Annotated in this window: 24 protein-coding genes; 9 read left to right on the forward strand and 15 right to left on the reverse strand. The window is 72.4% G+C overall.

Annotation, left to right across the window (positions count from 1 at the left end; all coding sequences use genetic code 11):
• Nucleotides 1-106: 106 nt before the first annotated feature.
• The 4 genes from AAFN69_RS17560 to AAFN69_RS17575 form a co-directional block, all read right to left on the reverse strand.
• Entirely contained in the window at nucleotides 107-775 is a 669-nt protein-coding gene (locus tag AAFN69_RS17560) for an ABC transporter ATP-binding protein (protein WP_347729587.1), read from the reverse strand.
• A gap of 183 nt (nucleotides 776-958) precedes the next feature.
• Nucleotides 959-1,741: a DUF3710 domain-containing protein gene (locus AAFN69_RS17565; RefSeq protein WP_347729464.1), complete on the reverse strand. Its 783-nt coding sequence runs from the start codon at nucleotides 1,739-1,741 to the stop codon at nucleotides 959-961.
• Nucleotide 1,742: 1 nt separating this feature from the next.
• A complete protein-coding gene (dut, locus tag AAFN69_RS17570; RefSeq protein WP_347729465.1) occupies nucleotides 1,743-2,267 on the reverse strand; it encodes a dUTP diphosphatase in 525 nt (174 codons plus the stop codon).
• The gene (locus AAFN69_RS17575; protein WP_347729466.1) at nucleotides 2,267-2,875 is read right to left on the reverse strand and encodes a PaaI family thioesterase; all 609 of its coding nucleotides are present in this window, start codon (nucleotides 2,873-2,875) and stop codon (nucleotides 2,267-2,269) included. The genes dut and AAFN69_RS17575 overlap by 1 nt, the downstream gene beginning before the upstream one ends.
• A 159-nt stretch (nucleotides 2,876-3,034) precedes the next feature.
• Between AAFN69_RS17575 and AAFN69_RS17580 the strand changes: the two genes are divergently transcribed.
• A complete protein-coding gene (locus AAFN69_RS17580; RefSeq protein WP_347729467.1) occupies nucleotides 3,035-3,481 on the forward strand; it encodes a DUF3093 domain-containing protein in 447 nt (148 codons plus the stop codon).
• Between the two features lie 366 nt (nucleotides 3,482-3,847).
• Here AAFN69_RS17580 and AAFN69_RS17585 read toward each other — a convergent pair whose 3' ends face one another.
• From AAFN69_RS17585 to AAFN69_RS17600, 4 genes are all read right to left on the reverse strand, one after another.
• Nucleotides 3,848-4,813, reverse strand: a complete 966-nt coding sequence (locus tag AAFN69_RS17585) for a hypothetical protein (RefSeq protein WP_347729468.1) — start codon at nucleotides 4,811-4,813, stop codon at nucleotides 3,848-3,850.
• A gap of 12 nt (nucleotides 4,814-4,825) precedes the next feature.
• The gene (locus tag AAFN69_RS17590) at nucleotides 4,826-5,122 is read right to left on the reverse strand and encodes a DUF4193 domain-containing protein (protein ID WP_005310959.1); all 297 of its coding nucleotides are present in this window, start codon (nucleotides 5,120-5,122) and stop codon (nucleotides 4,826-4,828) included.
• A 394-nt stretch (nucleotides 5,123-5,516) separates the two neighbouring features.
• Nucleotides 5,517-6,755, reverse strand: coding sequence for a HAMP domain-containing sensor histidine kinase (locus tag AAFN69_RS17595; protein ID WP_347729469.1), 1,239 nt, complete (start codon nucleotides 6,753-6,755; stop codon nucleotides 5,517-5,519).
• A 4-nt stretch (nucleotides 6,756-6,759) separates the two neighbouring features.
• Entirely contained in the window at nucleotides 6,760-7,413 is a 654-nt protein-coding gene (locus AAFN69_RS17600) for a response regulator transcription factor (RefSeq protein ID WP_190123731.1), read from the reverse strand.
• Nucleotides 7,414-7,746: 333 nt separating this feature from the next.
• Between AAFN69_RS17600 and AAFN69_RS17605 the strand changes: the two genes are divergently transcribed.
• Complete coding sequence (locus tag AAFN69_RS17605; protein WP_347729470.1) at nucleotides 7,747-7,914, forward strand: hypothetical protein; 168 nt, start codon at nucleotides 7,747-7,749, stop codon at nucleotides 7,912-7,914.
• Nucleotides 7,915-8,220: 306 nt separating this feature from the next.
• Here AAFN69_RS17605 and AAFN69_RS17610 read toward each other — a convergent pair whose 3' ends face one another.
• Nucleotides 8,221-9,042, reverse strand: a complete 822-nt coding sequence (locus tag AAFN69_RS17610) for an inositol monophosphatase family protein (RefSeq protein WP_347729471.1) — start codon at nucleotides 9,040-9,042, stop codon at nucleotides 8,221-8,223.
• Between the two features lie 7 nt (nucleotides 9,043-9,049).
• Nucleotides 9,050-10,177 (reverse strand): ferrochelatase, encoded by a 1,128-nt coding sequence (locus tag AAFN69_RS17615; RefSeq protein ID WP_347729472.1) that lies wholly within the window; start codon nucleotides 10,175-10,177, stop codon nucleotides 9,050-9,052.
• 181 nt (nucleotides 10,178-10,358) lie between these two features.
• Between AAFN69_RS17615 and AAFN69_RS17620 the strand changes: the two genes are divergently transcribed.
• Both AAFN69_RS17620 and AAFN69_RS17625 read left to right on the forward strand, forming a co-directional pair.
• A complete protein-coding gene (locus AAFN69_RS17620; RefSeq protein ID WP_347729473.1) occupies nucleotides 10,359-11,606 on the forward strand; it encodes an MFS transporter in 1,248 nt (415 codons plus the stop codon).
• Nucleotides 11,563-12,885 (forward strand): D-arabinono-1,4-lactone oxidase, encoded by a 1,323-nt coding sequence (locus tag AAFN69_RS17625; RefSeq protein ID WP_347729474.1) that lies wholly within the window; start codon nucleotides 11,563-11,565, stop codon nucleotides 12,883-12,885. The genes AAFN69_RS17620 and AAFN69_RS17625 overlap by 44 nt, the downstream gene beginning before the upstream one ends.
• 52 nt (nucleotides 12,886-12,937) lie before the next feature.
• On the opposite strand, the gene AAFN69_RS17630 is transcribed toward AAFN69_RS17625, so the two are convergent.
• Complete coding sequence (locus tag AAFN69_RS17630; protein ID WP_347729475.1) at nucleotides 12,938-13,888, reverse strand: hypothetical protein; 951 nt, start codon at nucleotides 13,886-13,888, stop codon at nucleotides 12,938-12,940.
• A 453-nt stretch (nucleotides 13,889-14,341) separates the two neighbouring features.
• Here AAFN69_RS17630 and sepH point away from each other — a divergent pair, with 453 nt between their 5' ends.
• Nucleotides 14,342-15,412 carry a septation protein SepH gene (gene sepH, locus AAFN69_RS17635; protein WP_347729476.1) on the forward strand — a complete coding sequence of 357 codons (1,071 nt, stop codon included), beginning with the start codon at nucleotides 14,342-14,344 and terminating at the stop codon, nucleotides 15,410-15,412.
• A 67-nt stretch (nucleotides 15,413-15,479) separates the two neighbouring features.
• On the opposite strand, the gene AAFN69_RS17640 is transcribed toward sepH, so the two are convergent.
• The gene (locus tag AAFN69_RS17640; RefSeq protein WP_347729477.1) at nucleotides 15,480-16,847 is read right to left on the reverse strand and encodes an aminotransferase class I/II-fold pyridoxal phosphate-dependent enzyme; all 1,368 of its coding nucleotides are present in this window, start codon (nucleotides 16,845-16,847) and stop codon (nucleotides 15,480-15,482) included.
• A 129-nt stretch (nucleotides 16,848-16,976) separates the two neighbouring features.
• On the reverse strand, nucleotides 16,977-18,401 hold the full coding sequence (locus AAFN69_RS17645; RefSeq protein ID WP_347729478.1) for a glutamine synthetase family protein: 1,425 nt from the start codon (nucleotides 18,399-18,401) through the stop codon (nucleotides 16,977-16,979).
• Nucleotides 18,402-18,656: 255 nt separating this feature from the next.
• Here AAFN69_RS17645 and AAFN69_RS17650 point away from each other — a divergent pair, with 255 nt between their 5' ends.
• From AAFN69_RS17650 to AAFN69_RS17665, 4 genes are read left to right on the forward strand one after another with little or no spacing between them, the layout of a single operon-like run.
• Complete coding sequence (locus AAFN69_RS17650; protein ID WP_347729479.1) at nucleotides 18,657-19,466, forward strand: acetoacetate decarboxylase family protein; 810 nt, start codon at nucleotides 18,657-18,659, stop codon at nucleotides 19,464-19,466.
• A complete protein-coding gene (locus AAFN69_RS17655; RefSeq protein ID WP_347729480.1) occupies nucleotides 19,463-20,947 on the forward strand; it encodes an aldehyde dehydrogenase family protein in 1,485 nt (494 codons plus the stop codon). Before AAFN69_RS17650 ends, AAFN69_RS17655 begins: the two co-directional genes overlap by 4 nt.
• A complete protein-coding gene (locus tag AAFN69_RS17660; protein WP_347729481.1) occupies nucleotides 20,940-21,962 on the forward strand; it encodes a catechol 1,2-dioxygenase in 1,023 nt (340 codons plus the stop codon). Before AAFN69_RS17655 ends, AAFN69_RS17660 begins: the two co-directional genes overlap by 8 nt.
• 2 nt (nucleotides 21,963-21,964) lie before the next feature.
• A complete protein-coding gene (locus tag AAFN69_RS17665; protein ID WP_347729482.1) occupies nucleotides 21,965-22,810 on the forward strand; it encodes a fumarylacetoacetate hydrolase family protein in 846 nt (281 codons plus the stop codon).
• A gap of 18 nt (nucleotides 22,811-22,828) precedes the next feature.
• On the opposite strand, the gene AAFN69_RS17670 is transcribed toward AAFN69_RS17665, so the two are convergent.
• Both AAFN69_RS17670 and AAFN69_RS17675 read right to left on the reverse strand, forming a co-directional pair.
• Complete coding sequence (locus AAFN69_RS17670; protein ID WP_347729483.1) at nucleotides 22,829-23,419, reverse strand: MarR family transcriptional regulator; 591 nt, start codon at nucleotides 23,417-23,419, stop codon at nucleotides 22,829-22,831.
• Nucleotides 23,420-23,957: 538 nt separating this feature from the next.
• Nucleotides 23,958-24,884: a ParB/RepB/Spo0J family partition protein gene (locus tag AAFN69_RS17675; protein WP_347729484.1), complete on the reverse strand. Its 927-nt coding sequence runs from the start codon at nucleotides 24,882-24,884 to the stop codon at nucleotides 23,958-23,960.
• Nucleotides 24,885-24,934: the final 50 nt, after the last annotated feature.

The raw sequence follows: 24,934 nt of genomic DNA on the forward strand, positions 1-24,934 counted from the left end.
TTCCGGCAAATCGGGCCCGGGGTGGGCGAGAGCGGTCTATTTGACGCAACTCTGATGCGCCGCCCCGCCCCCTCCCGGGCACGGAGAGCGGGGCCGGCCCCCGCCCTCAGCGCTCGGCGATCTCGCCGTCGCTCAGTTCCAGGACCCGGTCGGCGAGACCCAGCAGCTGGGCGTCGTGCGTGGCCACCAGCGCCGTGACCCCCTCGGCGCGCACCACCGCGCGCAGCAGCTCCATCACCGCCAGACCGGTCTCCGCGTCGAGCTGGCCCGTCGGCTCATCGGCGATCAGCAGCGCCGGACGGTTGGCCAGCGCGCGTGCGATGGCGACCCGCTGCTGCTGGCCGCCGGACATCTCGCCGGGCCGCTGTGCGGCCTGGTCGGCCAGCCCGACCAGGGAGAGCAGCAGCTCGACGCGTTCGTCCCGCTCGCGCGGCGGGGTCCGGCGCAGCCGCATCGGCACACCGACATTCTCGGCGGCGGTGAGAATCGGGATCAGCCCGAAGGACTGGAAGATGAAGCCGACCCGGTCACGGCGCAGCTCCAGCAGCCCGTTCTCGCCGAGGCCGGCCAGATCGGTGCCGTCCACGGTGACCCGCCCCGCGTCGGGGAAGTCCAGTCCGCCGACGAGATTGAGCAGGGTCGTCTTCCCCGAACCGGATCTTCCCTTGAGGGCGACCAGCTCACCGCGCGGGATCTCGAAGGAGACTCCCCGCAGCGCATGCACGGCCGCCGCCCCGGAGCCGTATGAGCGGTGCACGTCCTCCACCCGCACCATCGGCTCCGCCGTCTTGGTCTCCGCGAGGGCAGCGCCGCCGCGCGCCTCAGTACTCCCGGCCATCGGACCCCCTTGTACGAGCGGGGAACCCCCTGGTGGGGACCCCCGTGCGGGCACAGTACGGGGGAAAGCGCGCGGGCCGCACCCCCCGTCGGGGAGTACGGCCCGCGGCGGCGGAGCGGATCAGCGCACCTCGGTGATCTCGGGACCGCGCTGGAGCTGTCCCATGCCGCCGGAGAAGCGGGAATTCTCCTGCTCCTCCTGCTGCACGCCCTCGGGGACCATCTGGGCGTCCTCCGGCAGCTTCAGGACGATCGGGTCGCGGGGGGCCATCGGGGCCTCGCCGCGCACCACGACGGTGTCCTTGAAGATCTGCTCCAGCAGCCCGGCGGCCTCCGGCTGCACCGCGCCCTGCCCGGAGATCACTCCGCGCAGGAACCAGCGGGGACCGTCCACGCCGACGAAGCGCACCAGCTGCACTCCACCGGTGCCGTCCGGCAGCTGTACGGGCACCTGGGCCCGCAGCTCCCAGCCCAGCGGGCCCTCGACCTCGTCGATGATGCCGCCCTGCTGGGTGATGCCCGAGGCGATCTCATCGCGCACCTCGCCCCAGATGCCCTCCTTCTTGGGCGCGGCGAATGCCTGAAGCTGTACGGCGCTGTCGCGCAGAACGACCGTCGCGGCGACGATCGCGTCACCGGCGACCTCGACGCGGAGCTCCATGCCCTCGACTCCGGGCACGAAGAGCCCGCCCAGGTCGACCCGGCCCTCGCCGGGCTTGGTCACCTCGGAGACATCCCAGGGGCCGTCGGGCCGCGGCGCGGGCGGGAGGTTCACCCGGCGGGGGGCCTCGTCGCCTGCGGCGGATTCACTGTCGAGCTCTGCTGACTGCCCGGCGACTCGCTCGGCCTCGCCCGTTGCGTCCGCGTCCTCCGCGGAACCACTCTTCTTGCGACGTCCGAACACGTCACTGTCCTTCCCGGTCGGATACGACGGAAGCGTATCGATTCCCACCCGTTGAGCCGTCCACAGCGGCGTGACCGCCGGTGGACCCGAAGCCCCCGTCGGCCCGCGCAGAGCCGGGGAGCTCCGCCACCTCGTGGAAGCGCACCTTCTCGACCTGCTGGACAACCAGTTGGGCAATACGGTCAAATCGCTCGAACCGCACCGTCTCGCGCGGGTCGAGATTGACCACGATCACCTTGATTTCCCCACGGTACCCGGCATCAACCGTCCCCGGGGCATTGACCAGAGCCACACCGCACCGGGCGGCCAGTCCGGAGCGCGGGTGCACGAAGGCGGCGTACCCGTCCGGGAGCGCGATGGCGATCCCGGTGGGCAGCACGGCCCGCTCCCCGGGGGCCAGCTCGGCGGCCTCGCGGGTGACCAGATCGGCGCCGGCGTCGCCGGGATGGGCAAAGACCGGAAGGGGCACTTCCGGGTCCACCCGCCGGATCAGTACGTCGACGGCCTCGCCGGGGTTCTGGGGCATCAGGGGTTCACCTCGAAGGCGCGCACGCGCCGGATCTGGTCGGGGTCGGACATCACGCTCCGGATCTCCTCCGGGCGGCCGTTGTCGATGAAATGTTCGACCTTCACCTCGATGAAGAGGCCCCTGGCGCGGACGGCCACCGGCCCGTCGGGGCCGCCGATCCGGCCCACGGCGGTCGAGAAGATCTTCCGGCCGGCCACCGCGGTGACCTCGGCCCGGAGGAAGAGCACGGTGTCCACCGGCACGGGACGCAGAAAATCGGTCTCCAGCCTGCCGGTCACCGCGATCACCCGCAGCAGCCAGTTCAGCGAGCCCAGTGTCTCGTCCAGGGCCGTCGCCAGCACACCGCCGTGCGCCAGACCCGGCGCGCCCTGGTGGGCCGGCTTCACGGTGAACTCCGCCGTGATGCTCACACCGTCCCCGGCCCGCGCCTGAAGGTGCAGACCGTGCGGCTGGCCGACACCGCAGCCGAAACAGTGGTCGTAGTGGGAACCGAGCAGTTCACCGGGGGCCGGGGCATCGGGATGCCGCACCGGCGGCCGGGCGTCCGGGGGAGGGGTCAGAGCCGGGGGCGCGGGGTACGCCTCCGGGGAATTCGCTGTGCTCACAGCCGCAGACCTTACCCGCGCGCGGCCCGCACGCCCCCATGCGCCGCCCGCCCGGTCCGCTCCCGCGGGCCCGCCGGTTCCGCCCCGCCGCCCGAGCGCCCCTTCCCGCCCCGGCTCCCGCCGCCGGGCGGGGAAGGGACGCGTGCCAAGCTTGCCCGTATGCAGCCTTCCGTCCCCCGCTACGAAGAACGCCTGACCGCTCCCCGCGCCTGGTGGCTCATCGCCGCCCTGCTGGGGGTCTCGGGCGGCCTGGTCACCCTGCCCCTCGGCACCCTGTGGATGCTCGGCGGAGTGGTCGCCGCCGCCGCGCTGGCGGCGGTCGTGGTGAGCTCCTACGGCTCGGCGCGGATCCGGGTGGTCGCGGACTCCCTCGTGGCGGGCGAGGCGCGGATCCCGCTCACCGCGCTGGGCACCCCCGAGGTGCTCGACCCGGAGGAGGCGCGCGCCTGGCGTTCGTACAAGGCCGACCCGAGGGCCTTCATGCTGCTGCGCAGCTATGTGCCGACGGCGGTGCGGATCGAGATCACCGACCCGGCCGACCCCACCCCGTACGTCTACCTCTCCACCCGGAACCCGGAGGGCCTGGCCGCCGCGCTGACGTCCTGACCGGGGGGCGCCTCCCGGCGCGGGCGGCCCGCGCCGTGCAGCCGGCGGGTACGGGGGGTGAGCGCCGAACCGTTTCGCGGATCGCGGAGCGGACGACCGCGGACGGCGTGCCCGGCGACCGCCACCCGCCCGGTCGGGCCGCGCACCGCGAACGCGGCGTGCCCGGCGACAGGGCACCGGTCCGCCCGGACGCGGACAGACCAAAGAGGCCCGGGGCGGTCTCCTGCCCGGTCGGCCGGGCCGGGGCCGCCACGGGCCCGAAGGAATGATCCCGGGCACCGCAGTGCCCGGTGGGAACGGAAATGTGATGGCTTCCGCGGTGCCCCGGAGAGGTGTACCGCTCCCCGGCGGCTCTGCGCGGCGGGCTCAGCCCTCCAGCTCACGAGGGCTGTGAAGGCCCTCCAGCGGGTGTCTGGGCTGCTCCAGCGGGGGCAGCGCGGGCAGTGCTTCCCACGGGACCTGTTTGGTCCGCAGATCCTTGCGCACGCGTTCCGCGAGTGCCCTGGTGTCCCGGCGGTTCATCACCGCGCCGACGGCCGCGCCGACCATGAACGGCAGCAGGTTCGGCAGATTGCGGATCATGCGCTTCATGATCTGCTGGCGCAGTTCCCGCTTGAGACCGCCGCTCAGCGCGGCGTTCTTGTACGTGGACGGCTTGCCCACGTCGATGCCCCGCTCCTCCGACCAGGCGGCCAGATAGGCGGTGGCGCGCTCCTTGAGGCTGCCTTCGGCGCGCACGCCGTAGACCTCGTGGAGCTCGGCGATCAGCTTCAGCTCGATCGCGGCGACGCCGGTGATCTCCGCCGCCAGCTCGGCCGGCATCGCCGGCGGAACCGGCAGCATCGCCGCCGCCCCGATACCGGCGCCCACCGTGGCGGTGGCGCCGGAGGCGCCCGCGACCAGCTTGTCGGCAAGCTGCTCGGGGGTCAGCCCGGGGAACTGCCGGCGGAGCGTCGCGAGATCGCGCACCGGCACCCGGGGTGCGATGTCGATGATCCGGTCGGCTATGTAGCCGACGGCGGCCTTGGCGCCCTCACGGCTTCTGCGGACGCCCTGCCGCATGGCCGCCAGACGGCCGGGCCGGGTCTCGGCGGACCCGCCCGCCGCGCCGGGCGGAAATGCCGCCGGATCGCCGGCCGCCCTGTGCGGGAGGGTGTCGAGCCGGGCCGAAGGGCTGCCCTGCCCGGTCTCTCCCGCACGGTGCGGCAGGAGGGCACCCGAGTCCTCGGCGGGGGGCGTGACGCCTTCCGCCGGTCCCGGGCCGCCCCAGGACGCTTCCGGCTCCTGGTGGCGCCGGAAGCGCCGTTTCCTGGACGGTGTATCGCCTTCCACTGCGACCCTGCCTCAGTCGCAGTCGCGGCAGATCGGCTGGCCGTTCTTCTCGCGGGCCAGCTGGCTGCGGTGGTGAACCAGGAAGCAGCTCATGCAGGTGAACTCATCCGCCTGCTTGGGCAGGACCCGGACGGCCAGTTCCTCGTTGGAAAGGTCCGCGCCGGGCAGTTCCATGCCCTCGGCGGCCTCGAATTCGTCGACGTCGACCGTCGAGGTCGACTTGTCATTCCGGCGGGCCTTCAGTTCCTCAAGGCTGTCCGAATCGACGTCGTCGTCGGTCTTGCGTGGGGTGTCGTAGTCCGTTGCCATGTCGCTCTCCCCCTCTGGGTGGTTGCGGTGGTCTCAGCGCACGTAACGCGTGAGAGGCCGGTCTTGTGCCCGACCTGAGGCGGAGATTTTGCCTCACATCAAGGTCTGTTACTCAATCGACACCCAACCGGATCTCCGTGGAGTGATCGGGTTGGACGGCGATGGGGACCGTACACGATCCCAATGTCGCTGCTCACGGGCGCCACCCCGTGTACTTCCCGTGATCTCGACCCCCGGAAACCCGGACTTTTACCGGCTTTCCGGAGAGATTCTTGATCACGGAGAGTAGATGGCCTGAAAGTCTCCTCTGTGATCGATCGCACACCCCGCACCGGGGAACAGGTCACGAAAATTCCGCGTAAAGCGAACGAAGCGGAGGTCACCGAAAACTGCCTCAGACCGGAAGAGTGACGCGCATCACCAGCCCTCCCCCCTCGCGGGGCTCCGCGATAATACGTCCCCCGTGAGCCCGCGCGACCGACCTCGCGATCGAGAGGCCGAGCCCCACGCCCTTGTCGGAGCCGGTGCGGTCCTGCCGGAGCCGCCGGAACGGCTCCCAGATGCTGTCGATCTCGTACGCGGGAACCACCGGACCGGTGTTCGACACCACCAGGACCGCCTGGCCGGCCAGCACCTCGGTGGTCACCTCCACCCAGCCGTCCTCCGGGACGTTGTAGCGGACGGCGTTCTGGACCAGATTGAGGGCGATGCGCTCCAGCAGCACCCCATTGCCCTGGACCACCGCGGGAGCGCACTCGCCGCGGATCTCCACGTCCTTCGCCTCGGCCTCCGCCCGGGTCTGGTCGACCGCGCGGGTGGCGACCTCGGCCAGATCGACCGGCTTTCGCTCAAAGGTCTGATTGTCGCTGCGGGCCAGCAGCAGCAGGCCCTCCACCAGCTGCTCACTGCGCTCATTGGTGGCCAGCAGGGTCCTGCCCAGCTGCTGGAGCTCCACCGGGGCCCCGGGGTCGGAGAGGTGCACCTCCAGCAGGGTGCGGTTGATCGCCAGCGGGGTGCGCAGCTCGTGCGAGGCATTGGCCACGAACCGCTGCTGGGCCGTGAAGGCCCGCTCCAGGCGGTCCAGCATCTCGTCGAAGGTGTCGGAGAGCTCCCGCAGCTCGTCGTCCGGGCCGTCCAGCTCGATCCGCCGGGTCAGATCGGAACCGGCCACCTGCCGGGCGGTCCGGGTGATCCGCCCCAGCGGCGACAGCACCCGGCCCGCCATCGCGTATCCGAACGCGAAGGCGATGATGCTCAGCCCCAGCAGCGCGAAGAGGGACCTGCGCAGCAGATCGTCCAGGGCCGCCCCGCGCTGGTACGCGAAGCACTTGGCCAGCTCGGAATTGGCCTGATCCGCCGAGAGGCCGGGGGCCAGCGCCGGGCAGGAGTTGTTGGTCAGCTGGATCCGGCTCTCCGGGAGCAGCTTGAACGGCAGCGAGCTGCCCGAGTGCAGCGCCTGCGCGGCCAGCAGATAGATGATCGACAGCAGCAGTACGCCGGCGATCAGGAACATCCCGCCGTACAGCAGCGTCAGCCGTATCCGGATGGTCGGGCGGAGCAGGGGGCGGACGGGATCGCGCGGATCCCAGGTGGGTTTCGGGGGCGCCGACGGCGGCGCCGGAGTGGCGGCCACCCGGTCAGATCCGGTAGCCGGAGCCGGGCACGGTGACGATCACCGGCGGCTCCCCGAGCTTGCGCCGCAGGGTCATCACGGTCACCCGGACCACATTGGTGAACGGGTCGGTGTTCTCGTCCCACGCCTTTTCGAGGAGCTGCTCGGCCGAGACCACCGCACCCTCGCTGCGCATCAGCACCTCCAGCACCGCGAACTCCTTCGGTGCCAGCTGGATCTCCCGGCCGTCCCGGAAGACCTCCCGGCGGTTCGGGTCGAGCTTGATCCCGGCCCGCTCCAGCACCGGCGGCAGCGGCACGGTGGTGCGCCGCCCCAGCGCCCGCACCCGGGCGATCAGCTCGGTGAAGGCGAACGGCTTGGGCAGATAGTCGTCCGCCCCCAGCTCCAGCCCCTCGACCCGGTCGCTGACATCCCCGGACGCGGTCAGCATCAGCACCCGGGTCGGCATCCCCAGCTCCACGACCTTGCGGCACACATCGTCACCGTGGACCAGCGGAAGGTCCCGGTCGAGCACCACCACGTCGTAGTCGTTCACCCCGATGCGCTCCAGGGCCGCCGCACCGTCGTACACGACGTCGACGGCCATGGCCTCCCGGCGCAGTCCGGTGGCCACCGCATCGGCGAGCAGCTGCTCGTCCTCGACGACGAGTACGCGCACGTCTCGGTTCCTTCCCTTGTGCCCGTCACCCATGATCAGGGCTGTCTCACGCACTGGCTGTGCGCGTCCATCCTGCCCGTTACGCGCGTAAACCGGCGGTAAGGCGGAGCGCACCCGGCCCGCCCGGCGGCGCCCGGCGCTCAAGCGGGCGGATTCCCGGGCGGGTTGAGGTTTCCCCCGCCGAGGGCCGGGGGAGGACGACAGAACACCCGCGATCACGCCCCGTAGTGGCACGCCGCTATCCGGGCCATGAGTGATCACCCCGTCCCCTGCTGCGGCGGGGGGTATCCCCGGCACACCCCCGTGCCACCGACCCACGACGAGGGGGCGCACATGGACGCATTCACCGCAGGACTCCTACAGCGCATCAAGGCCGCCCAGACGGATCTGACCGTGGCCCGTGAGACCGGAGACGACTTCCTCGCGGACGTGGAGCAGGCAGAGCTGGACGACCTGCACCGCCTCGCGGCCGAGCACGGCGTGGAGGTCAGCGCCGCCTGAGCCCCGTCCCCGGCACGACCCGGTGGACACCCCGGCAGCCGCGCGCGGCGCCGGAGAACCGCCCCGGTGCGATCACCATCGCGCCGGGGCGGCTTCGCGTGGTGCGCACGCCCCGGCTGTCCGGCGCGCGGGCGGGCGCGCGGCCGGCTGCGCCCGCCCCGTACCGGCGGGACACATCAGCCGTCCCGCCGGTCCCGTACGCGACCCCGTGACCTGCCGTCCCGCCGACCCCCGGTGCCACCCCCGTGACCGGCTGCCCCGCCGACCTCCTGTGACACTCCGTGACCGGCCGCCCCTCCGGCCCCGTCAGTCGTGCCAGGCGCCGAACTCCTCCAGCAGAGCCTGGAGCGGTCCGAAGAGACCCGGGCTCGCCGCCACCGCCAGATCGTTCGACGGACCGCCGCCCGGGCGCCCGCCCGTCAGCGCGCCCGCCTCGCGGGCGATCAGGTCGCCCGCCGCCAGATCCCAGGGGTGCAGCCCGCGCTCGTAGTAGCCGTCCAGCCGGCCCGCCGCCACATCGCAGAGATCGACCGCCGCCGAACCGCCGCGGCGGATGTCCCTCAGCAGCGGGATCAGCCGCTCCGCCACCCCGGCCTGATGCGCCCGTACCGTCCGCACATAGTTGAAGCCCGTGGCCACCAGGGACTGCTCCAGCGGCGCCGCGGCCCGGCAGCGGACCGGGGCGTCGTTCAGGAACGCCCCCGCGCCCCGTACCGCCCGGAAGGTCTCCCCGCGCATCGGCACCTCCACCACCCCGGCCACGGTCTCCCCGCCGACCTCGGCCGCGATGGAGACCGCCCAGGTCGGCAGCCCGTAGAGGTAGTTCACCGTGCCGTCCAGCGGATCGACCACCCAGCGGACCCCGCTGGTGCCCGCCGACGACGCGCCCTCCTCGCCGAGGAAGCCGTCGTCCGGCCGGTGCCCGGAGAGGAAACCGGTGATCAGCTTCTCCGCGGCGATGTCCATCTCGGTGACGACATCGATGGGGCTCGATTTGGTCGCGGCCACCCCCAGATCGGCGGGACGGCCGTCGCGCAGCAGCTCTCCGGCCCGCCGCGCGGCCTCCAGGGCCAGGCCCAGGAGCTCGTCGGCGAGTGCGGCACGGGTACCACCTGTCGGATCGGTCACGGCATCCTCACGCATAGGGACTGTCGGCGCCCGCCGCCGCGGGCCTCGGCGCCCGCGCCGGGCAGCAGCCGATCGGGCAGAGATCGTGCGAAGGACCCAGCGACCCCAGCGCACAGCGTTCCACGGGCACCCCGCGCTCGCCGGCGGCCCGCTCCAGCAGCAGTTCGCGCACGGCCGCGGCGAACCTCGGATCCGCGCCGACCGTCGCCGAGCGCCGCACCGGCAGCCCCAGCTCGGCCGCCTTCGCGAGGGCCTCCGTGTCGAGGTCGTACAGCACCTCCATGTGGTCCGAGACGAAGCCGATCGGGATGATGACGGCCGCCGGGGTCCCGGAGCCGTGCAGCTCCTCCAGGTGGTCGCAGACATCCGGCTCCAGCCACGGCACGTGCGGGGGGCCGCTGCGCGACTGGTACACGAGATCCCAGGGGTGATCCACGCCCGTCTCCGCGCGCACGGCACCGGCGATCAGCCGGGCCACCTCCAGATGCTCGCGCACATAGGCGCCGCCGTCGCCGTGCTCCTCCACCGGCCCCGACGCGTCGGCCGAGGCGACCGGGATGGAGTGGGTGGTGAAGACCAGCCGCGCCCCCTCCCGTACCCCGCCGGGCAGATCGGCCAGGGACCGCAGCACCCCGTCCGTCATCGGTCCGAGGAAACCCGGGTGGTTGAAGTAGTGCCGGAGCTTGTCGACCCGGGGCGGCTCAAGACCTTCCGCTTCCAGTGCGGCCAGTGCGTCCGCCAGATTCTCGCGGTACTGGCGGCAGCCCGAGTAGGAGGCGTACGCGCTGGTGGTGAGAACAGCGATCCGGCGATGACCCGCCTTGGCCATCTCTCTCAGGGTGTCGGTCAGATACGGGGACCAATTCCGGTTGCCCCAGTGGACCGGCAGATCCAGCCCGTGCTCCGCGAAGTCCGCGCGGAGCGCGGCGAGCAGCTCGCGGTTCTGCTCATTGATGGGGCTGACCCCGCCGAAGAGGAAGTAGTGCTGCCCCACCTCCTTCAGCCGCTCCGCGGGGATGCCCCGGCCGCGTGTCACATTCTCCAGGAACGGGACGACTTCGTCCGGGCCCTCGGGGCCCCCGAAGGAGAGCAGCAGCAGGGCGTCGTAAGGGGTGGGATCACGCTGATCGGACATGACACCGATCCTGCCACCCGGTGCCGCGCCGCCCGCCACCCACCCGCCGACGACCGAGGAATCCGGCCGTGCGCCGGCGGGCCGCGGCCGGGCCCGCCGGACACCTGTACACCGCACGGGACGGGCGTAGCCTGGCGAGGCCGCCGTCCGCACCCGAGGACACGCCCCACTGGAGGAGCTGTTGCCCAGCCCGTACCGCGCCATATTCTCCGCCCCCGGCAGCAGGCGGTTCACCGCCGCGGGCTTCATCGGCCGGATGCCGCTGGCGATGATGGGCATCGGCATTGTGACCATGATCTCCCAGCTCACCGGGGCGTACGGGCTCGCCGGAGCCCTCTCGGCCACCCTCGCGCTCTCGGTGGCCGTGCTCGGCCCCCGGATCTCCCGGCTGGTCGACCGGCACGGCCAGGCCAAGGTGCTCCGGCCGGCCTCGCTCGTCTCCGTCGCCGCCGTCGCCGGACTGCTGATCTGCGCCCTCCAGGGGGCCCCGGAATGGACCCTCTTCGTCTTCTCCGCCGCGGCGGGCTGTGTGCCGAGCGTGGGCGCCATGGTCCGCGCCCGCTGGGCCGAGATCCTCCGGGGATCGCCGCGCGAGCTGCATGCCGCGTACTCCTGGGAATCGATCATCGACGAGATGTGCTTCATCTGCGGTCCGATCATCTCGATCGGGCTCTCCACCGCCTGGTTCCCGGCGGCGGGCCCCGTACTGGCGGCGGTGCTGCTGCTCACCGGTGTCTTCTGGCTGACCGCCCAGCGCGCCACCGAACCGGCGCCGCATCCGCGCGAGCACCGCGGCGGCTCGGCGCTCGCCTCCGGCCCGCTCCGGATCCTGGTGCTCACCGCCGTGGCCACCGGCGCGGTCTTCGGCTCGGTCGACGTGATCACCGTGGCCTTCGCCGAGGAGCAGGGGCACAAGGCGGCGGCCAGCATCGTCCTCGCCGTGTACGCACTCGGCTCCTGCGTCGCCGGACTCGTCTTCGGCCTGCTCGATCCGCGCGGCCCGGCGGCCCGGCGCTGGCTGGTGGGGGTCTGCGCGATGGCCGTGAGTATGATCCCCCTCCAGATGGCCGGGAACCTCGTGTTCCTGTCCGTGGCACTGCTCGTCGCGGGCCTGGCCATCGCTCCCACGATGGTCACCACCATGGCTCTCGTCGAGGCCCGGGTGCCGCGCTCCCGGCTCACCGAGGGCATGACCTGGATCAGCACCGGCCTCGCCGTCGGGGTGGCGCTGGGCTTCTCGGCCGGCGGCCGGGCCGTCGACGCGTACGGCGCCGAGACGGCGTACGGGGTGCCCGGGGTCGCGGGAGCCGCCGCGGCGGTGGTGGCGTTCCTGGGATACCGCCGGCTCAACACGCCGGTGCCGACGCGGGAGGGGCAGCGGATCGATGAGCACCATCAGCACGACGAGCGCGACACGAACCTGGCGTAACTGGGCGGGCACGGTCACCGCCCGCCCGGCCCGGGAGGTCTCCCCGGCCTCCGCCGAGGAGGTCGCCGACGCGGTGCGGCAGGCGGCCGAGCGCGGTCTGCGGGTGAAGACCGTCGGCTCCGGTCACTCCTTCACGGCGATAGCCGCCACCGACGGAGTGCTGATCCGCCCCGATCTGCTGACCGGGATACGCCGGGTCGACCGTACGGCGATGACGGTCACCGCCGAGTCCGGTATGCCCCTGAAGCGGCTGAACGCGGCCCTCGCCCGGGAGGGTCTCTCGCTCACCAACATGGGCGACATCATGGAGCAGACCCTCGCGGGTGCCATCAGCACCGGCACCCACGGCACCGGCCGCGACTCGGCCTCCATCGCCGCGCAGATCACCGCACTGGAGCTGGTCACCGCCGACGGCTCCCTGCTGACCTGCTCCAAGGAGGAGAATCCGGAGGTCTTCGCGGCGGCGCGGATCGGGCTCGGGGCGCTCGGTGTGATCACGGCGGTCACCCTCGCCGTGGAACCGCTCTTTCTGCTCCGCGCCCGCGAGGAGCCGATGTCCTTCGACCGGGTCACCGCCGAGTTCGACCGGCTGCATGCCGAGAACGAGCACTTCGAGTTCTACTGGTTCCCGCACACCGGCAACTGCAACACCAAGCGCAACAACCGCAGCGCGGGTCCCGCCGCCCCGCCCGGACGGGTCGGCGGCTGGATCGAGGACGAACTCCTCGCCAATGGCCTCTTCCAGGCCGCCAACTCCCTCGGCCGGGCCGTCCCCGCGGCCATTCCCGGGATCGCGCGGCTCGCCAGCCGGGCGCTCTCCGCCCGTACCTACACCGACATCCCGTACAAGGTGTTCACCTCACCGCGCAGGGTCCGCTTCGTGGAGATGGAGTACGCGATTCCGCGCGAGGCCGCGGTCATGGCGCTGCGCGAGCTCCGGGCGATGATCGAGCGCTCCCCGCTGCGGATCAGCTTCCCGGTGGAGGTGCGCACCGCCCCGGCCGACGACATCACCCTCTCCACGGCTTCGGAGCGCGACACCGCTTACATCGCGGTCCACCTCTACCGGGGCACGCCGTACCGCGCGTACTTCTCCGCGGTGGAGCGCCTCATGACCGCGCACGGCGGCCGTCCGCACTGGGGCAAGATCCACTCCCGCACCGCGGACGAGCTCGCCGCGGTCTATCCGCGGTTCGGTGAGTTCACGGCGGTACGGGACCGGCTCGATCCGGAGCGCCGGTTCGGCAACGACCATCTGCGGCGGGTGCTGGGCGCCTGAGGGCCCGGCACCCCGTACCGGCCGGGGCGGGAAGCGGGCCCGGGCGCGTGCGTCAGCCGCCGGAGCCGGGAGTGGACCCGGGTGCGGAGCCGGCGCCGGGGCGGGATTTCGCCGGATCCGGTGCCGTGCCGCTCTCACCTGTACCTGTACCTGGACTTGTGCCGTTGCCATCGCCGTTGCCGCCGCCCTCGCCGGCCGGCGCGGAGGTCTCCGGGGTGGTCGCGCCGGGTGAGGCGGATCCGTCACCGGGCTTCTCCGCCGTTTCCGTACCGGAACCGGGGCCGGGGGACTCGTCGCCGGGGCCCGGCTCCCCGGACTCCGAATCGGAGCCCTTCCCGCCGGGTACGGACTCCCGCTCCCCGTCACCGGGCTCCCCGCCGGACGGGCCCTCCTCTTCCTCCGTCCGGTGATTCCGCTCGCCGCCGCCGTCCGGTCCGGTGGTGCCGGAGCCGCCGCCGTCGTCACCGCCGCGCACCGCGGAACCCACGGTGGTGCCCCGGCCGCCGCTCAGCCCGGAATCCGAGAGCAGCTCGTATCCGGTGATGCCGGCCATGGCGACGCCGAAGACCACGGCGGCCGCCGCGAGCGGGCGCCGCGCTCCCCGGAAACGGGTGCCGTGGGTGGCGGCCGGGCCGAACTCCCCGCTCTCCGTCCGCCCGGCCGCCCGCTCCGGGACGGGGCCGGGAGCCGCCGCCGGGGCGGGCGTCCGCACCCGGGAGACCTTCAGCTGCTCGCCGGTACGGCTGAACATGTGCTGGAAGACCGAGCCCCCGCAGGTCGCCACCACACTGACCACACCCGCGCCGATGATCGTGCCGTACACACCGAGTCTGGAGGCGAGCACCGCCGCCGCGACGGCCGCGAGGGCGCTGCCCGCGACCTGCGGAACGCTCAGATCCAACCGTCCGGTCCGCTCCTCCCGCCGCTCGTCCCCCCGGTCGTCGTGCCCCCGCTCGTGCCACTGCTCGTGCTGGTCTGATCCGGTCTCCGGCGTCTGACGCATCCTCAGTCCCTGTGGGCCTTTCTGTTGGTGTCTGCACCTATCAGGGACAAATGAGTGAATTGAATAGTTCCCCTTGCGGAGATTCTGTGAATCAGGACACCCCGCACCCGTGTGCCCGGCGTGAACTGCCGTATGCGGTGAGAAGTTCGGCGGCGCGGCAGTCCACCCGGATGGCCCGAATGGAGTACTGTGACGAGCCCCGGGCCTGCGCTCCCTCATGGGTGCTCGGATTCGGGGGAGGGGGCCGAAACTGGCGCTCGATCCGGCGGCGCCGCGGTATCGCATGGAGATCCGCACTCGGAGTGACCAAGTGGTTACACTGAGTGGCGAACGGGTAACCTTGCCACAACGGCGATCAAGGGCCTGAGCCCGGTACGCCGGTCAACTCGGCAAGGTTGTGGCAGGCTGCACCCGGGCAGGCCACACTCGACTAGCGGAAGCAGCGACGCACAGGTGACGTCGGCAGGCACCACCCGGGAGGTCCCCATGCCCGAACTGCGTGTCGTGGCCGTCTCCAACGACGGCACACGACTGGTGCTCAAGGCTGCCGACAGCACGGAGTACACCCTCCCCATCGACGAGCGGCTGCGCGCCGCGGTGCGCAACGACCGCGCCCGGCTCGGCCAGATCGAGATCGAGGTGGAGAGCCATCTCCGCCCCCGTGACATCCAGGCCCGGATACGAGCCGGAGCGTCCGCCGAGGAGGTCGCCCAGCTCGCCGGGATTCCGGTGGAGCGGGTGCGCCGCTTCGAGGGCCCGGTCCTCGCGGAGCGTGCGTTCATGGCGGAGCGGGCGCGCAAGACCCCCGTACGCCGTCCCGGTGAGAATGCCGGCCCCCAGCTCGGCGAGGCCGTGCAGGAGCGGCTGACGCTGCGCGGGGCCGAGAAGGACACCGTGCTGTGGGATTCCTGGCGCCGTGACGACGGCACCTGGGAGGTGCTGCTCGTCTACCGGGTGGCCGGTGAACCCCACTCCGCGAGCTGGACCTACGATCCGCCGCGCCGGCTGGTGCAGGCCGTCGACGACGAGGCGCGCGCTCTCATCGGCGAGACCGACGACACCATCACCACCCAGGAACCGAGCTTTCCCTTCGTACCGAGGATCGCGCGGCTGCCCCGGGACCGTCCGCTGGACCGCACACTCGACCGCCCCATGGAGCGGCCGAGCGCCAACGGCCCCACCGGGGGCCCCGACGACACCAGTGAGCGGGATTCGCTGACCAGCCTGCTGGAGGCGGTGCCCAGCTTCCGCGGCGACATGGTCGTACCGGACCTCTCGGCCCCCGAGGACGTCTCGGCGGAGTCCGAGGAGGAGCCGGAGGAAGAGGAGCCGGTGGCCTCGGCGGGCGCCGGATCGGCGTACGCGGATGTTCTGATGCCCCGCTCGGTGGCGGGTCACCGCGACCGGCTGACCGGTACGACGGACCGTCAGGCGGAGGCGGACGGTGTCCGTCCGGGCCGCCGGGCCGCCGTGCCCAGCTGGGACGAGATCGTCTTCGGCACCCGCCGCAAGAAGCAGGACTGAGCGCGGGCCGTACGCCCCGGGCGCACGGCCCCCGCCTCTCCGCCCAGCAAGATCCGTGAGAAACGGCCTAGGTCCGGGTGGCCGCCAGCTCCTCCAGCCGGGTGTGCAGCCACTCCACCCGGCCCTCCGACTCCGGTTTCATCAGCGCGCTCCGCAGAATCCGCGCGCCGTCCGCGTCCGCCGTCACCCCGGGGTGACGGGCCGCGAAGGCGCGGTCCGAGGCGCGCAGGGTACTGACGAAGACCGGATCCTCCCCGGCCATGCCCCGCTGGAGGATCCGCTCGGACGCCGGGTCGATCGCCGAGAGCGCGGCCGGGTCGGTCACCGGGTAGTAGGAGACGATGTCCAGCTCGGGCGGCTGATAGAGCTTCAGCACCTCGGAGCCGCCGATCATTTCCGACCAGCGCAGCGCCGCCCGCCGCCCGGCGGCGAGCACCCCGCCGAGTCCGCCGGCGGTGAGCGGCAGCAGCCGCAGGGTGAGCCAGAGCGCGGCGGCCGAGGCGCCCGCCCGGGAGCACTCCAGGCTGATCTCCCCGAGATGGAGCTCGGCCGAGGTGAAGTACGTATAGGGCGAGTCGTGCAGATAGAACCGGCCCACCTCCGGATCGGCGAAGATCACCGCACCGCAGCCATAGGGCTGGAGCCCGTGCTTGTGCGGGTCGACCACCACCGAATCGCACCGCGCGATGGCGTGCCACGGGCCCTCCGCCAGCCCCTCGGGCCCCGCCGCCCCGGCCAGCAGGGTGAAGAAGCCCCCGTACGCGGCGTCCACATGCAGGCGTATGCCGTACTTCTCGCGCAGCGCCACGGCCCGGTCGATCGGGTCGATCGCCCCGAGCCCGGTGGTGCCGGCGGTCAGGACGACGGTGCCCACCCGTCCGGTGCGCAGCAGCTCCTCCAGGGCGTCCAAGTCCATCCGGCCCCGGTCGTCCACGGCCACGGGGTGCCCGGTCACCCCGAGTACTCCGCACATCCGGCCATGGGTGTAGTGGGCCTCTTCGCTGTAGGCCACCCCGAGACCCGGGTGGAGTTCGCGGGCGACGAAGAGGGCTTCGAGGTTGGCGACCGTGCCACTGGTGGTCAGATGGCCGAGATGGGCGGCGAATCCGAACATCCCCGCCAGATCGGCGACCACCTCCCGTTCCATCCGGGCGGTCGCCGGACCGCCGTCCAGCGCGTGGTTGTTGGGGTTGATCATCATCGCCGTCGCATAGCCGACCACGGCCGCCGGATGCGGCGGCTTGAGCATCTGGCCGGCGTAACGGGGATGGAAGAACGGGTAATTGTCCTTCAGCCGCTCGGTGAACTCACCGAAGACCTCGCCGAAGCGGCCGTCGTCGACCCGGAGCGAGGGGTGCGTCTCATACGGGCCGAACGCGGCCGACCACTCCTGGTTGGATCTGGCCGCCTCGCGGAGCCAGTGCTGGAGGTCCATGGGTGATGTCGTGTCCCTTCGTACGTGGATCGGGGCAGGGCGATGCCCGGCGCCGGGCGGGGGCGGCGGACCGGTGCGCGTGAGCCACGCCCGGGGCGACGGGGGCCGTGGACGGAAGGCGTACGCGGATCAGAGCATCCGGGCGTACTCGCGGAACTCCCACTCGGTGACGGTGCTCTCGAAACGTTTCAGCTCGGCGCGTTTCATCGCGATGAAGACCTCGGTGAAGCGGGCGCCGAGGGCCGCGGCCAGTACGGTGTCCCGCTCCAGCGCGATGAGCGCGTCCCGCAGACCGGCCGGCAGCGGCGCTCCTCCCCCCGACGGCGCTCCGGTGACCGGCGGGGGCGGGACGAGCCGTCGCTCGACCCCGTCCAGCCCGGCCGCCAGCAGTGCCGCGAGGACGAGATGGGAGTTGGCCGCGCCGTCCGCGACCCGGATCTCGATCCGGGTGCCGGCACCGCGCTCGGGCGGGATCCGGGCGTACGCGGTCCGGTTGTCATGGCCCCAGTCGGCGGCGGCCGGGGCGAGGGAGTCGGGCGCGGCCAGTCGTTTGTAGGCGTTGACGGTGGGGTTGAGCACCGCCGTCAGTGCCGGGGCATGGGTCAGGATCCCGGCCAGGAACGACCGGGCCAGCGAGCTCAGGCCGTCGTCCGCCGCCGGATCCGCGAAGAGGTTCACTCCGTCGCCGCCGCTCAGCGAGAGATGCACATGCTGCCCGCTGCCCGCCTTCCCGTTGAACGGCTTTCCCATGAAGGTCGCCCGCAGCCCGCGTCCGGCGGCGATCTCCTTGATCGTGTACTTGAAGAGAAACGCCCGGTCGGCGGCGCGCAGGGCCGGGCCGTGGGTGTGGTTGAGCTCGAACTGCCCGCCGCTGAACTCCTGGTTGCCCGCGTGGACACCGAGCCCCAGCGCATGACAGGAACGGATCATCAGGGAGAGCAGCCGGTCCGGGTCATGGGCGGTCCCGACGGTGTAGCCCGCGGTGTCGTGCGCCGAGTACTGCCGCCAGCCGAGCGGTCCGGCGGGGTCCGGGGCGAGGAGATAGAACTCCAGCTCGGGGGCGGCGACCGCATGCAGACCGCGGAGCGCGAGCCGGTCCACCTGGTGCCGCAGGATGCCGCGCGGATCGAGGGCGAGCGGCGGATGCCCGGCCCCGGCCTCCACCAGATCGGCCAGCAGATAGGCGGTCCCGGGTGTGTGGTCGGGTACGGCGAGGGTCTCCGGGTCGATCCTGGCGTGGGCGTCCGGCCAGCCGCCGCCCGAACTCTCGGGCAGATCCAGGGGGTTCCCGGCGAGATCCGTCACCATCACGGCCCGGCAGAAGGAGAGCCCGGGGGCGGCGAACCGGGACACCTCGCTCACATGGATCTCCTTGCCGCGCGCGGCGCCGTGGAGATCGCTCCAGAGCACCCGGACGAGATCGATGCCCCGGTCCGTCAGCGCGGCGGCCAGCGCGGTGAGATCGCCGGCCCGCGCGGTGAGATCGCCGGGCGCGGGCCGGCCGGGGGCGGGCCGGCGGGACGTGGATCGGCCGGGGGAGAGAGGTCGGGGCACGGACTGCTCCATTCCGGTTGTCCGGGTGGTCCGGCCGGCGGCCCAGCGGCCCGGCTCCGGGCGCCCCGACGCTCCATTTGGACTCAAACGTATTCGCTGCGCGAGTGCGGTGGCAAGCCTTGCGCACCAACGCCATCGGGGGTCGGCAGGGGTTGGCGGCGGGGATCGGCGGGGGGTTGACGGGCGGTCTGCGGGCATTATTATTTGGCCCCAAATGAATGAAGTGTGCCGCCACCCATCGGACGAGGAGGCACCGTGCCGCAGACGCGCGGAGACTTTCACCCCGCACCGGACACCGGCGAGTTCTCGCTGATCCCCGCACCTCCCTGGCACTACTCCGGGGACCTGCTCACCATCGAGTACCGCACCGACCCCGGCCGGGTGCGCGAACTCCTCCCCGAACCCCTGGAACTCGCCGCGGAGGACCCCGGCGCGGTCGCCCTGATCTGGGCGGACTGGCAGTCCTGCGGCCCCTCGCGGGAGGAACTCCTGGATCCGGTACGGGCCCAGTACAAGGAAACGTTCGCGGTGGTCCGCTGCTCCCACCGGGGCCGCACCTTCTCCCGCTGCGTTCACATCTGGGTCGACAAGGACTTCGCCATCGCCCGGGGACTCCACCAGGGTTACCCGAAGCGGCTCGGCTCCGTCCACCTCACCCGGCCGCATCCGTACGGCCCCGCTCCCCGGATCGAGGCCGGGGCCCGCATCGGCGCGACACTGGCGGCGGCGGACCGGCGGCTGGCGCAGGCGGTGGTGACCCTCACCGGACCCTCGGAGACCGGCGGTTTCGTCAATGGCCATCCGATGGCCCATCACCGCAGGGTGCGCGCGATCGAGAAGGGGCGGGGTCTCGCGCTCGACGAACTGATCGAGACCGGCGCGGCGTCCTTCGAGGCCGGTCCCGCCTGGCGCGGGGAGGCCGAGCTGGAACTCTTCGACTCCCCGGTGGAGAAGCTGGCCGGACTCGCGGTCCGGGAGCCGATCGCCGCGTACTACCGGCAGGTCGGCGTGGTGTGGGACGGCGGCCGGCTGCTGGAATCCGCCGGCCCGGGCAGCCGCTCATGACCGAGCGGGCGATCGTCGCGGGCGTCCCCGTCGACACCCGGCACTGGATCGGCGGCCGGCGGGTCGCCTCCCCGGGCACCTTCACCACCACCTCACCCGTCACCCGGACCGCCCTCGCCGAGATGTCCCGGGGCACCGCCCTTGAGGCGGAGGCCGCCGTCGCCGCCGCGCGGGCGGCCTTTCCCGGCTGGGCCGCCACCGGCCGCGCCGAACGCGCCCGGATCCTGCATGCCGTCGCCGACGGTGTCGAACAGCGCCTCGAAGACCTCGCCGCGGTCGAGACCCACGACAACGGCGCCCTGCTGCGCTCGCACCGCCGCGGCGTCATGCCCCGGGTCGCCCACAACTTCCGCTTCTTCGCCGAGTGGCTGCTCACCCTCGGCCGGGACGACTTCGCCACCCGGGGCCACACCAACCACATCAGCTGGGACCCGGCCGGCCCCTGTGTGCTCATCACCCCGTGGAACGCGCCCCTGATGCTGGCCAGCTGGAAGATCGCCCCCGCGCTCGCCGCCGGGAACACCGTCGTCCTCAAACCGGCCGAGTGGTCCCCGCTCACCGCCTCACTCCTCGCCGACATCGCGGCCGGTGCCGGAGTCCCGCCCGGTGTGCTCAATGTCGTCCAGGGGTACGGGGAGGACCTCGGCCGGGCGCTCGTCTCCCACCCCGGGGTGCGCCGCATCAGCTTCACCGGCTCCGTGCCCACCGCACGGCGCATCGCCGCCGCCGCTGCCCCCAACCTCACCCCGCTGAGTCTGGAACTCGGCGGGAAATCGCCCCTGCTGGTCTTCGCCGACGCCGATCTCGGTCTCGCCGCCGACCTCGCGGTGGAGCAGTACGACAACGCGGGCCAGGTCTGTCTCGCCGCCACCCGGCTCCTGGTGGAGGAGTCCGTGGCCGGGGAGTTCACCCGGCTCTTCACGGAGCGGGCGGAGCGGCTGCGTCCGGGCGACCCGAGAGAGCCGGGGACCGACCTCGGCCCGGTCGTCGACGCCCGCCAGCTGGAGCGGATCGACGGCTTCGTCCGGCGGGCGCTCGCGGCGGGCGCCCGCGCCGTCATCGGCGGCGGCCCCGGCACCGGCGATTCGGGCACCGGTGAGTCCGGGCTCCATTACCGTCCCACCCTGCTCACCGATGTGGCGCAGGAGAGCGAGATCGTCCAGGAGGAGGTCTTCGGGCCGGTGCTGACCCTCCAGACCTTCACCACCGAGGAGGAGGCCGTCGGCCTCGCCAACGGCACCCGCTTCGGTCTCGCCGCCACCCTCGTCACCGGCGACCGCGCCCGGGCAGCCCGGGTCGCCGCACAGCTCGTCGCGGGCACCGTCTGGGTCAACTGCTTCTTCGTACGCGACCTCCGGGCCCCCTTCGGCGGCTCGCGGGACTCCGGCACCGGCCGCGAGGGCGGCGGCTGGAGCTTCGACTTCCACTGCGACGTCAAGAACACCGTGACCGCACCGAAGGGATGGCGCGACCATGGGTGAGATCACCGGCGCCGGACTGCTCTCGCACGTTCCCACCATGGTCCTCCCCGGGAAGCAGCGCCGGGAGCTCAATGAGGGCCGGGAGATCACCCTGGTCACCGGCTTGCGCCGGCTGCGCCGCGAGGTCTTCGAGACCGCCGCGTACGACACCGTGGTCGTCCTGGACTCGCACTGGGCCACCACTGTCGAATTCGTGGTCTCCGCCCACGCCCGCAGGGCCGGGCTCTTCACCTCCGACGAACTCCCGCGCGGGATGCGCCGCATGCCGTACGACTATCCCGGCGATCCCGAGCTGGCCGCGAACATCGCCCGGTCCGGGCCCGGGCGCGGCACCTGGATCACCGCCGTCGACGACAGCTGTCTCCCGGTGCACTACGCCACCCTCAATCTGTGGAAGTTCCTCGGCGAGGGGCTCCCCGGCAAGCGCTGGATCAGCATCGGTGTGGTGCAGACCGGCGACATGGAGGATCATCTGCGGCTCGGCCGCGCGCTCGCCGACGGGATCGCGGCCACCCCGGGCCGCAGGGTGCTGCTGATCGCCTCCGGCGCCCTCTCGCACACCTTCTGGCCGCTGCGCGAACTGCGGGACCACGAGTCCGGGGATCCGTCCCATGTCTTCAGCGCGGGGGCCCGCGCGGCCGACCGCGAGCGCATCGCCTGGTTCAAGGAGGGGCGCCACGACCGGGTGCTGGCCACCATGCCGGAGTTCGCGCGATTCCGGCCCGAGGCCGGGTTCTCCCACTATCTGATGATGGCCGGAGCGCTCGGGGAGAGTGCCTGCACCGCCCGGGCCCGGCAGTACGGGGAGTACGAGAACGCGATCGGCACCGGCCAGGCGCATCTGTGGTTCGACCGTCCGGCCGCCGGCTGGACCGCCCCGTCCGACCTCTCCGACCTCTCCGCCCCCTCTGCCTCGTCCGGCCCCTCTGCCCCGTCCGAACCCGCCCGCCCGTCCGCCCCGTCCGGCCCGTCCGACATCCCCGTACCCCACATGCCCGACCCCCGGGAGAGCTGACCATGCCCGAGTACCGCCGCATCCTGCTCGACGGGGTGGTGACCGAGACCGTGCGCGACGGCGATGAGCTGGTCGCCGGGGACGGCCGCCGGATCGCCGCCCGCGAGGCCCGGCATCTGCCGCCCGTGGTCCCCGGCAAGATCATCGCGGTCCATCTCAACCACCGCAGCCGGGCGGCCGAGTTCGGTGCCGTACTGCCGGCCGCGCCCACCTACTTCCACAAGCCCGTCTCCGCGCTCAACGCGCACGGCGGTGCCGTGGTCCGGCCCGAGGGCTGCCGCTGGCTCAACTACGAGGGCGAGATCGCCATCGTCATCGGCCGCACCTGCCGCAACATCGCCCCGCGCGACGCCGGCGCCCATATCGCCGGATACACCGTCGCCAATGACTTCGGGCTCCATGACTTCCGCGACACCGACGCCGGTTCGATGCTGCGGGTGAAGGGTTCGGACACCCTGGCGCCGATCGGCCCCGGGCTGGTCACGGAGTGGGACTTCCGCGGCAGGTCCATCCGCACCCATGTCAACGGCGAACTCGTCCAGGACGGCTCCACCGATGAGATGGAGTGGGACATGCACTATCTCGTCGCCGACATCGCCCGCACGATCACCCTGCTCCCCGGCGATGTGCTGCTCTCCGGGACACCGGCCCATTCACGGCCGGTCGAGCCGGGCGATGTGGTGGAGGTGACGGTCGAGGGGCTCGGCCGCCTCACCAATCACATCGTCGGCGGGCCGGCCGCCATCCGCACCGACGTGGGCGCGCAGCCGTCCGAGTCGGAGGAAGTGCTCTCCACGGCGCTCGGCGGCGACTGGGAGTTCCGCGGCATCCGGCCGCCGAGGCGCTGAGAGCCGCCCGGCCGGGGGTCAGCCGAGCGGGCCGCCGGCGGGCCTCGGGCGCCGCCCGCTCCGGCGCGGGACCGGCGGCTCACCGCCCAGCAGCTGGGCCCGGCGCTCCTCGCCATGGCTCTCGATCTGCACCACCACACGGCGCAGGGCGTCCGCCGTGCTGCGGCACTCCTCGTCGCTCAGGGGGCCGGCGACAAACGCCTCCTCGGCATTGAACTCCGGGAACAGACTCCGCATCAGCTCCTCGCCCCCGGCGGTGAGCGCCAGCAGCACCCGGCGGCCGTCCGAGGGGTGTTCGGTGCGCCGGATCAGTCCGCGCGACTCCAGGGTGCGGGAGACTCCCGTCAGAGTGCCCTTGGAGATCCCGGCCTCCGCGGCCACCAGCCGGGTCTCCATCTCGCCCCAGATCCAGACCACCCAGAGCACCACGAAACCGGTCCAGGTCAGATCCGATCCGCGCAGTACGGAGTTCTCCACATGCTGGCGGACCGCGGCGGCCGCGCGATGGATGTTTCCCACCATGGCCATCTGATCGTGCCGGATCGGCGTATCGCCCAGCTTGGCGCGGATCATGCGTTCGGTCTCGGCGATGGGTCGCTGACCAGGCATGGACCCTCCTCGGTGTGATCCCCCGGACAGGTGAGTTGTTCGGGTGCAAATTGTAGGTCGGCACCGGGCCGCTCTCCTTCGCGGGGCGACGCGTCCGGCCGGGCTCGGCGGGCCGTGCCGAACGGCCCCGCGATCGGGCGGTGGGCAGTCGGCGACAGGGCGGCGGACAGCCCGCGAACAGCGAACCGACAGCGAACACACAGCAAACGGCCCCGGTCGGCGGGGGCCGGCCGGGGCCGAAGGGCGGCGCTGAACCCTGTTGCCATCTCCTGGCGTGCTCATGACGAGCAGGGGGACACATGTCCTGCGGAGACGTGCGGTGGGCGGAAGGTGTGCGGGAGGCGATGTGGTGCGAGGCAGGTGGAGCGGGTGGAGCGGGTGGCGCGGATGGAGAGGGTGATGCGGAAGTGCGGGAAGTGCGGGAAGTGCGGAAGGCAGGTGGCGCGGTCGGTGGTGCGAGGTGCCTCCCCGTGGTCCGGAGCGGCTCGTACCGGGTGGGGCGCGGACCCGTTCCGGCGGAACGCGGCCCGGTGCGGGGTCAGTCCCGGCGGGGTGCGGCCAGGCGTGCGGCGCGGGCTTCCTTCTCCGCCTCCTGCCACAGGCGGCGCAGCATCCGCGCACGCTCGGCGGGCCGCATCCGCGCGATGGCGATCTCCGCGCAGGCGACACCGTCCGCCCACGGCATGGTGAGCGTGGGCCGCTGCCTGGGGATCCCCGGCAGGGTGTTCGATCCCCGGCCGTGCTGGTGCCGGGGATCGGCCGAGCGGGTCTCGGGCGAACGCGGCTCCGGCAGCCGGGACATGGCCCGCGACTCCGTGGCCGCGGCGCGGGCGTCGGCCCGCTGCTTCTGCTGCTGGGGAGTGAGCCGGGACAGATTCCGCACATGGACGACCTTGCGGCGCCCCGCCAGGAGATCGGCCTGGAGCTCCGGGCCGAGTTCGAGGACGGAGAGCTTGGAGGAGATCGTCGACTGGGCGATCCCCAGCCGCTTCGCCGCCTTGTTCTGCGAACCGTAGAACTCCACCAGTTTCTTCAGGGCGTGCGCCTGTTCCAGGGGGTTCATGTCGTCGCGGTGCACATTGGCGACGAAAGCGGCTTCGAGCAGGGACCGATCGGTGGACACCAGGGCGTCGTCGACACTGACGCGGACATGGGTCAGCCCCGCGCTCCGTGCCGCCTCCAGGCGGCGGTGACCGTCGACAACGATGTACCGCGCCGCCGGGTCCAGCTCCCGCAACCGGCTCGGCCGCTCACTTGCGTACGCCTCGACCGACGCCACGGTGATGGCGTTGACGAGGCCGATCTCGCGGATACTGGTGGTCAGCGGACCGAGGTCGCGCAGTGCCTCACGCGGATTGTCGGGGTTCTGACCGATCCAGCTCAGTGGCAGCTCCGTGGGGTGCCGGAGGGTGGCGTCTGAGTGGGGCTGCCCAGGGTCGACTTCGGTGAACATCTCGATTGACATGCTGATGGAACCCTTCCTCTTGCCTGCCGCCCGAGTTCCCCGCCTGTAAC

The organism is Streptomyces sp. CAU 1734, assembly GCF_039888735.1.
In the GTDB taxonomy this organism is placed as follows: domain Bacteria; phylum Actinomycetota; class Actinomycetes; order Streptomycetales; family Streptomycetaceae; genus Streptomyces.

Bases quoted from the DNA above. Each gene is read 5' to 3' on its own strand.
- AAFN69_RS17615 (WP_347729472.1), bottom strand. From the start codon at position 10,177: ATGTCCGATCAGCGTGATCCCACCCCTTACGACGCCCTGCTGCTGCTC.
- AAFN69_RS17630 (WP_347729475.1), bottom strand. From the start codon at position 13,888: ATGCGTCAGACGCCGGAGACCGGATCAGACCAGCACGAGCAGTGGCAC.
- AAFN69_RS17675 (WP_347729484.1), bottom strand. From the start codon at position 24,884: ATGTCAATCGAGATGTTCACCGAAGTCGACCCTGGGCAGCCCCACTCA.
- AAFN69_RS17660 (WP_347729481.1), top strand. From the start codon at position 20,940: ATGGGTGAGATCACCGGCGCCGGACTGCTCTCGCACGTTCCCACCATG.
- AAFN69_RS17560 (WP_347729587.1), bottom strand. From the start codon at position 775: ATGGTGCGGGTGGAGGACGTGCACCGCTCATACGGCTCCGGGGCGGCG.
- AAFN69_RS17640 (WP_347729477.1), bottom strand. From the start codon at position 16,847: ATGGACCTCCAGCACTGGCTCCGCGAGGCGGCCAGATCCAACCAGGAG.
- AAFN69_RS17590 (WP_005310959.1), bottom strand. From the start codon at position 5,122: ATGGCAACGGACTACGACACCCCACGCAAGACCGACGACGACGTCGAT.
- AAFN69_RS17625 (WP_347729474.1), top strand. From the start codon at position 11,563: ATGAGCACCATCAGCACGACGAGCGCGACACGAACCTGGCGTAACTGG.
- AAFN69_RS17655 (WP_347729480.1), top strand. From the start codon at position 19,463: ATGACCGAGCGGGCGATCGTCGCGGGCGTCCCCGTCGACACCCGGCAC.
- AAFN69_RS17605 (WP_347729470.1), top strand. From the start codon at position 7,747: ATGGACGCATTCACCGCAGGACTCCTACAGCGCATCAAGGCCGCCCAG.
- dut (WP_347729465.1), bottom strand. From the start codon at position 2,267: ATGCCCCAGAACCCCGGCGAGGCCGTCGACGTACTGATCCGGCGGGTG.
- AAFN69_RS17580 (WP_347729467.1), top strand. From the start codon at position 3,035: ATGCAGCCTTCCGTCCCCCGCTACGAAGAACGCCTGACCGCTCCCCGC.
- AAFN69_RS17670 (WP_347729483.1), bottom strand. From the start codon at position 23,419: ATGCCTGGTCAGCGACCCATCGCCGAGACCGAACGCATGATCCGCGCC.
- AAFN69_RS17665 (WP_347729482.1), top strand. From the start codon at position 21,965: ATGCCCGAGTACCGCCGCATCCTGCTCGACGGGGTGGTGACCGAGACC.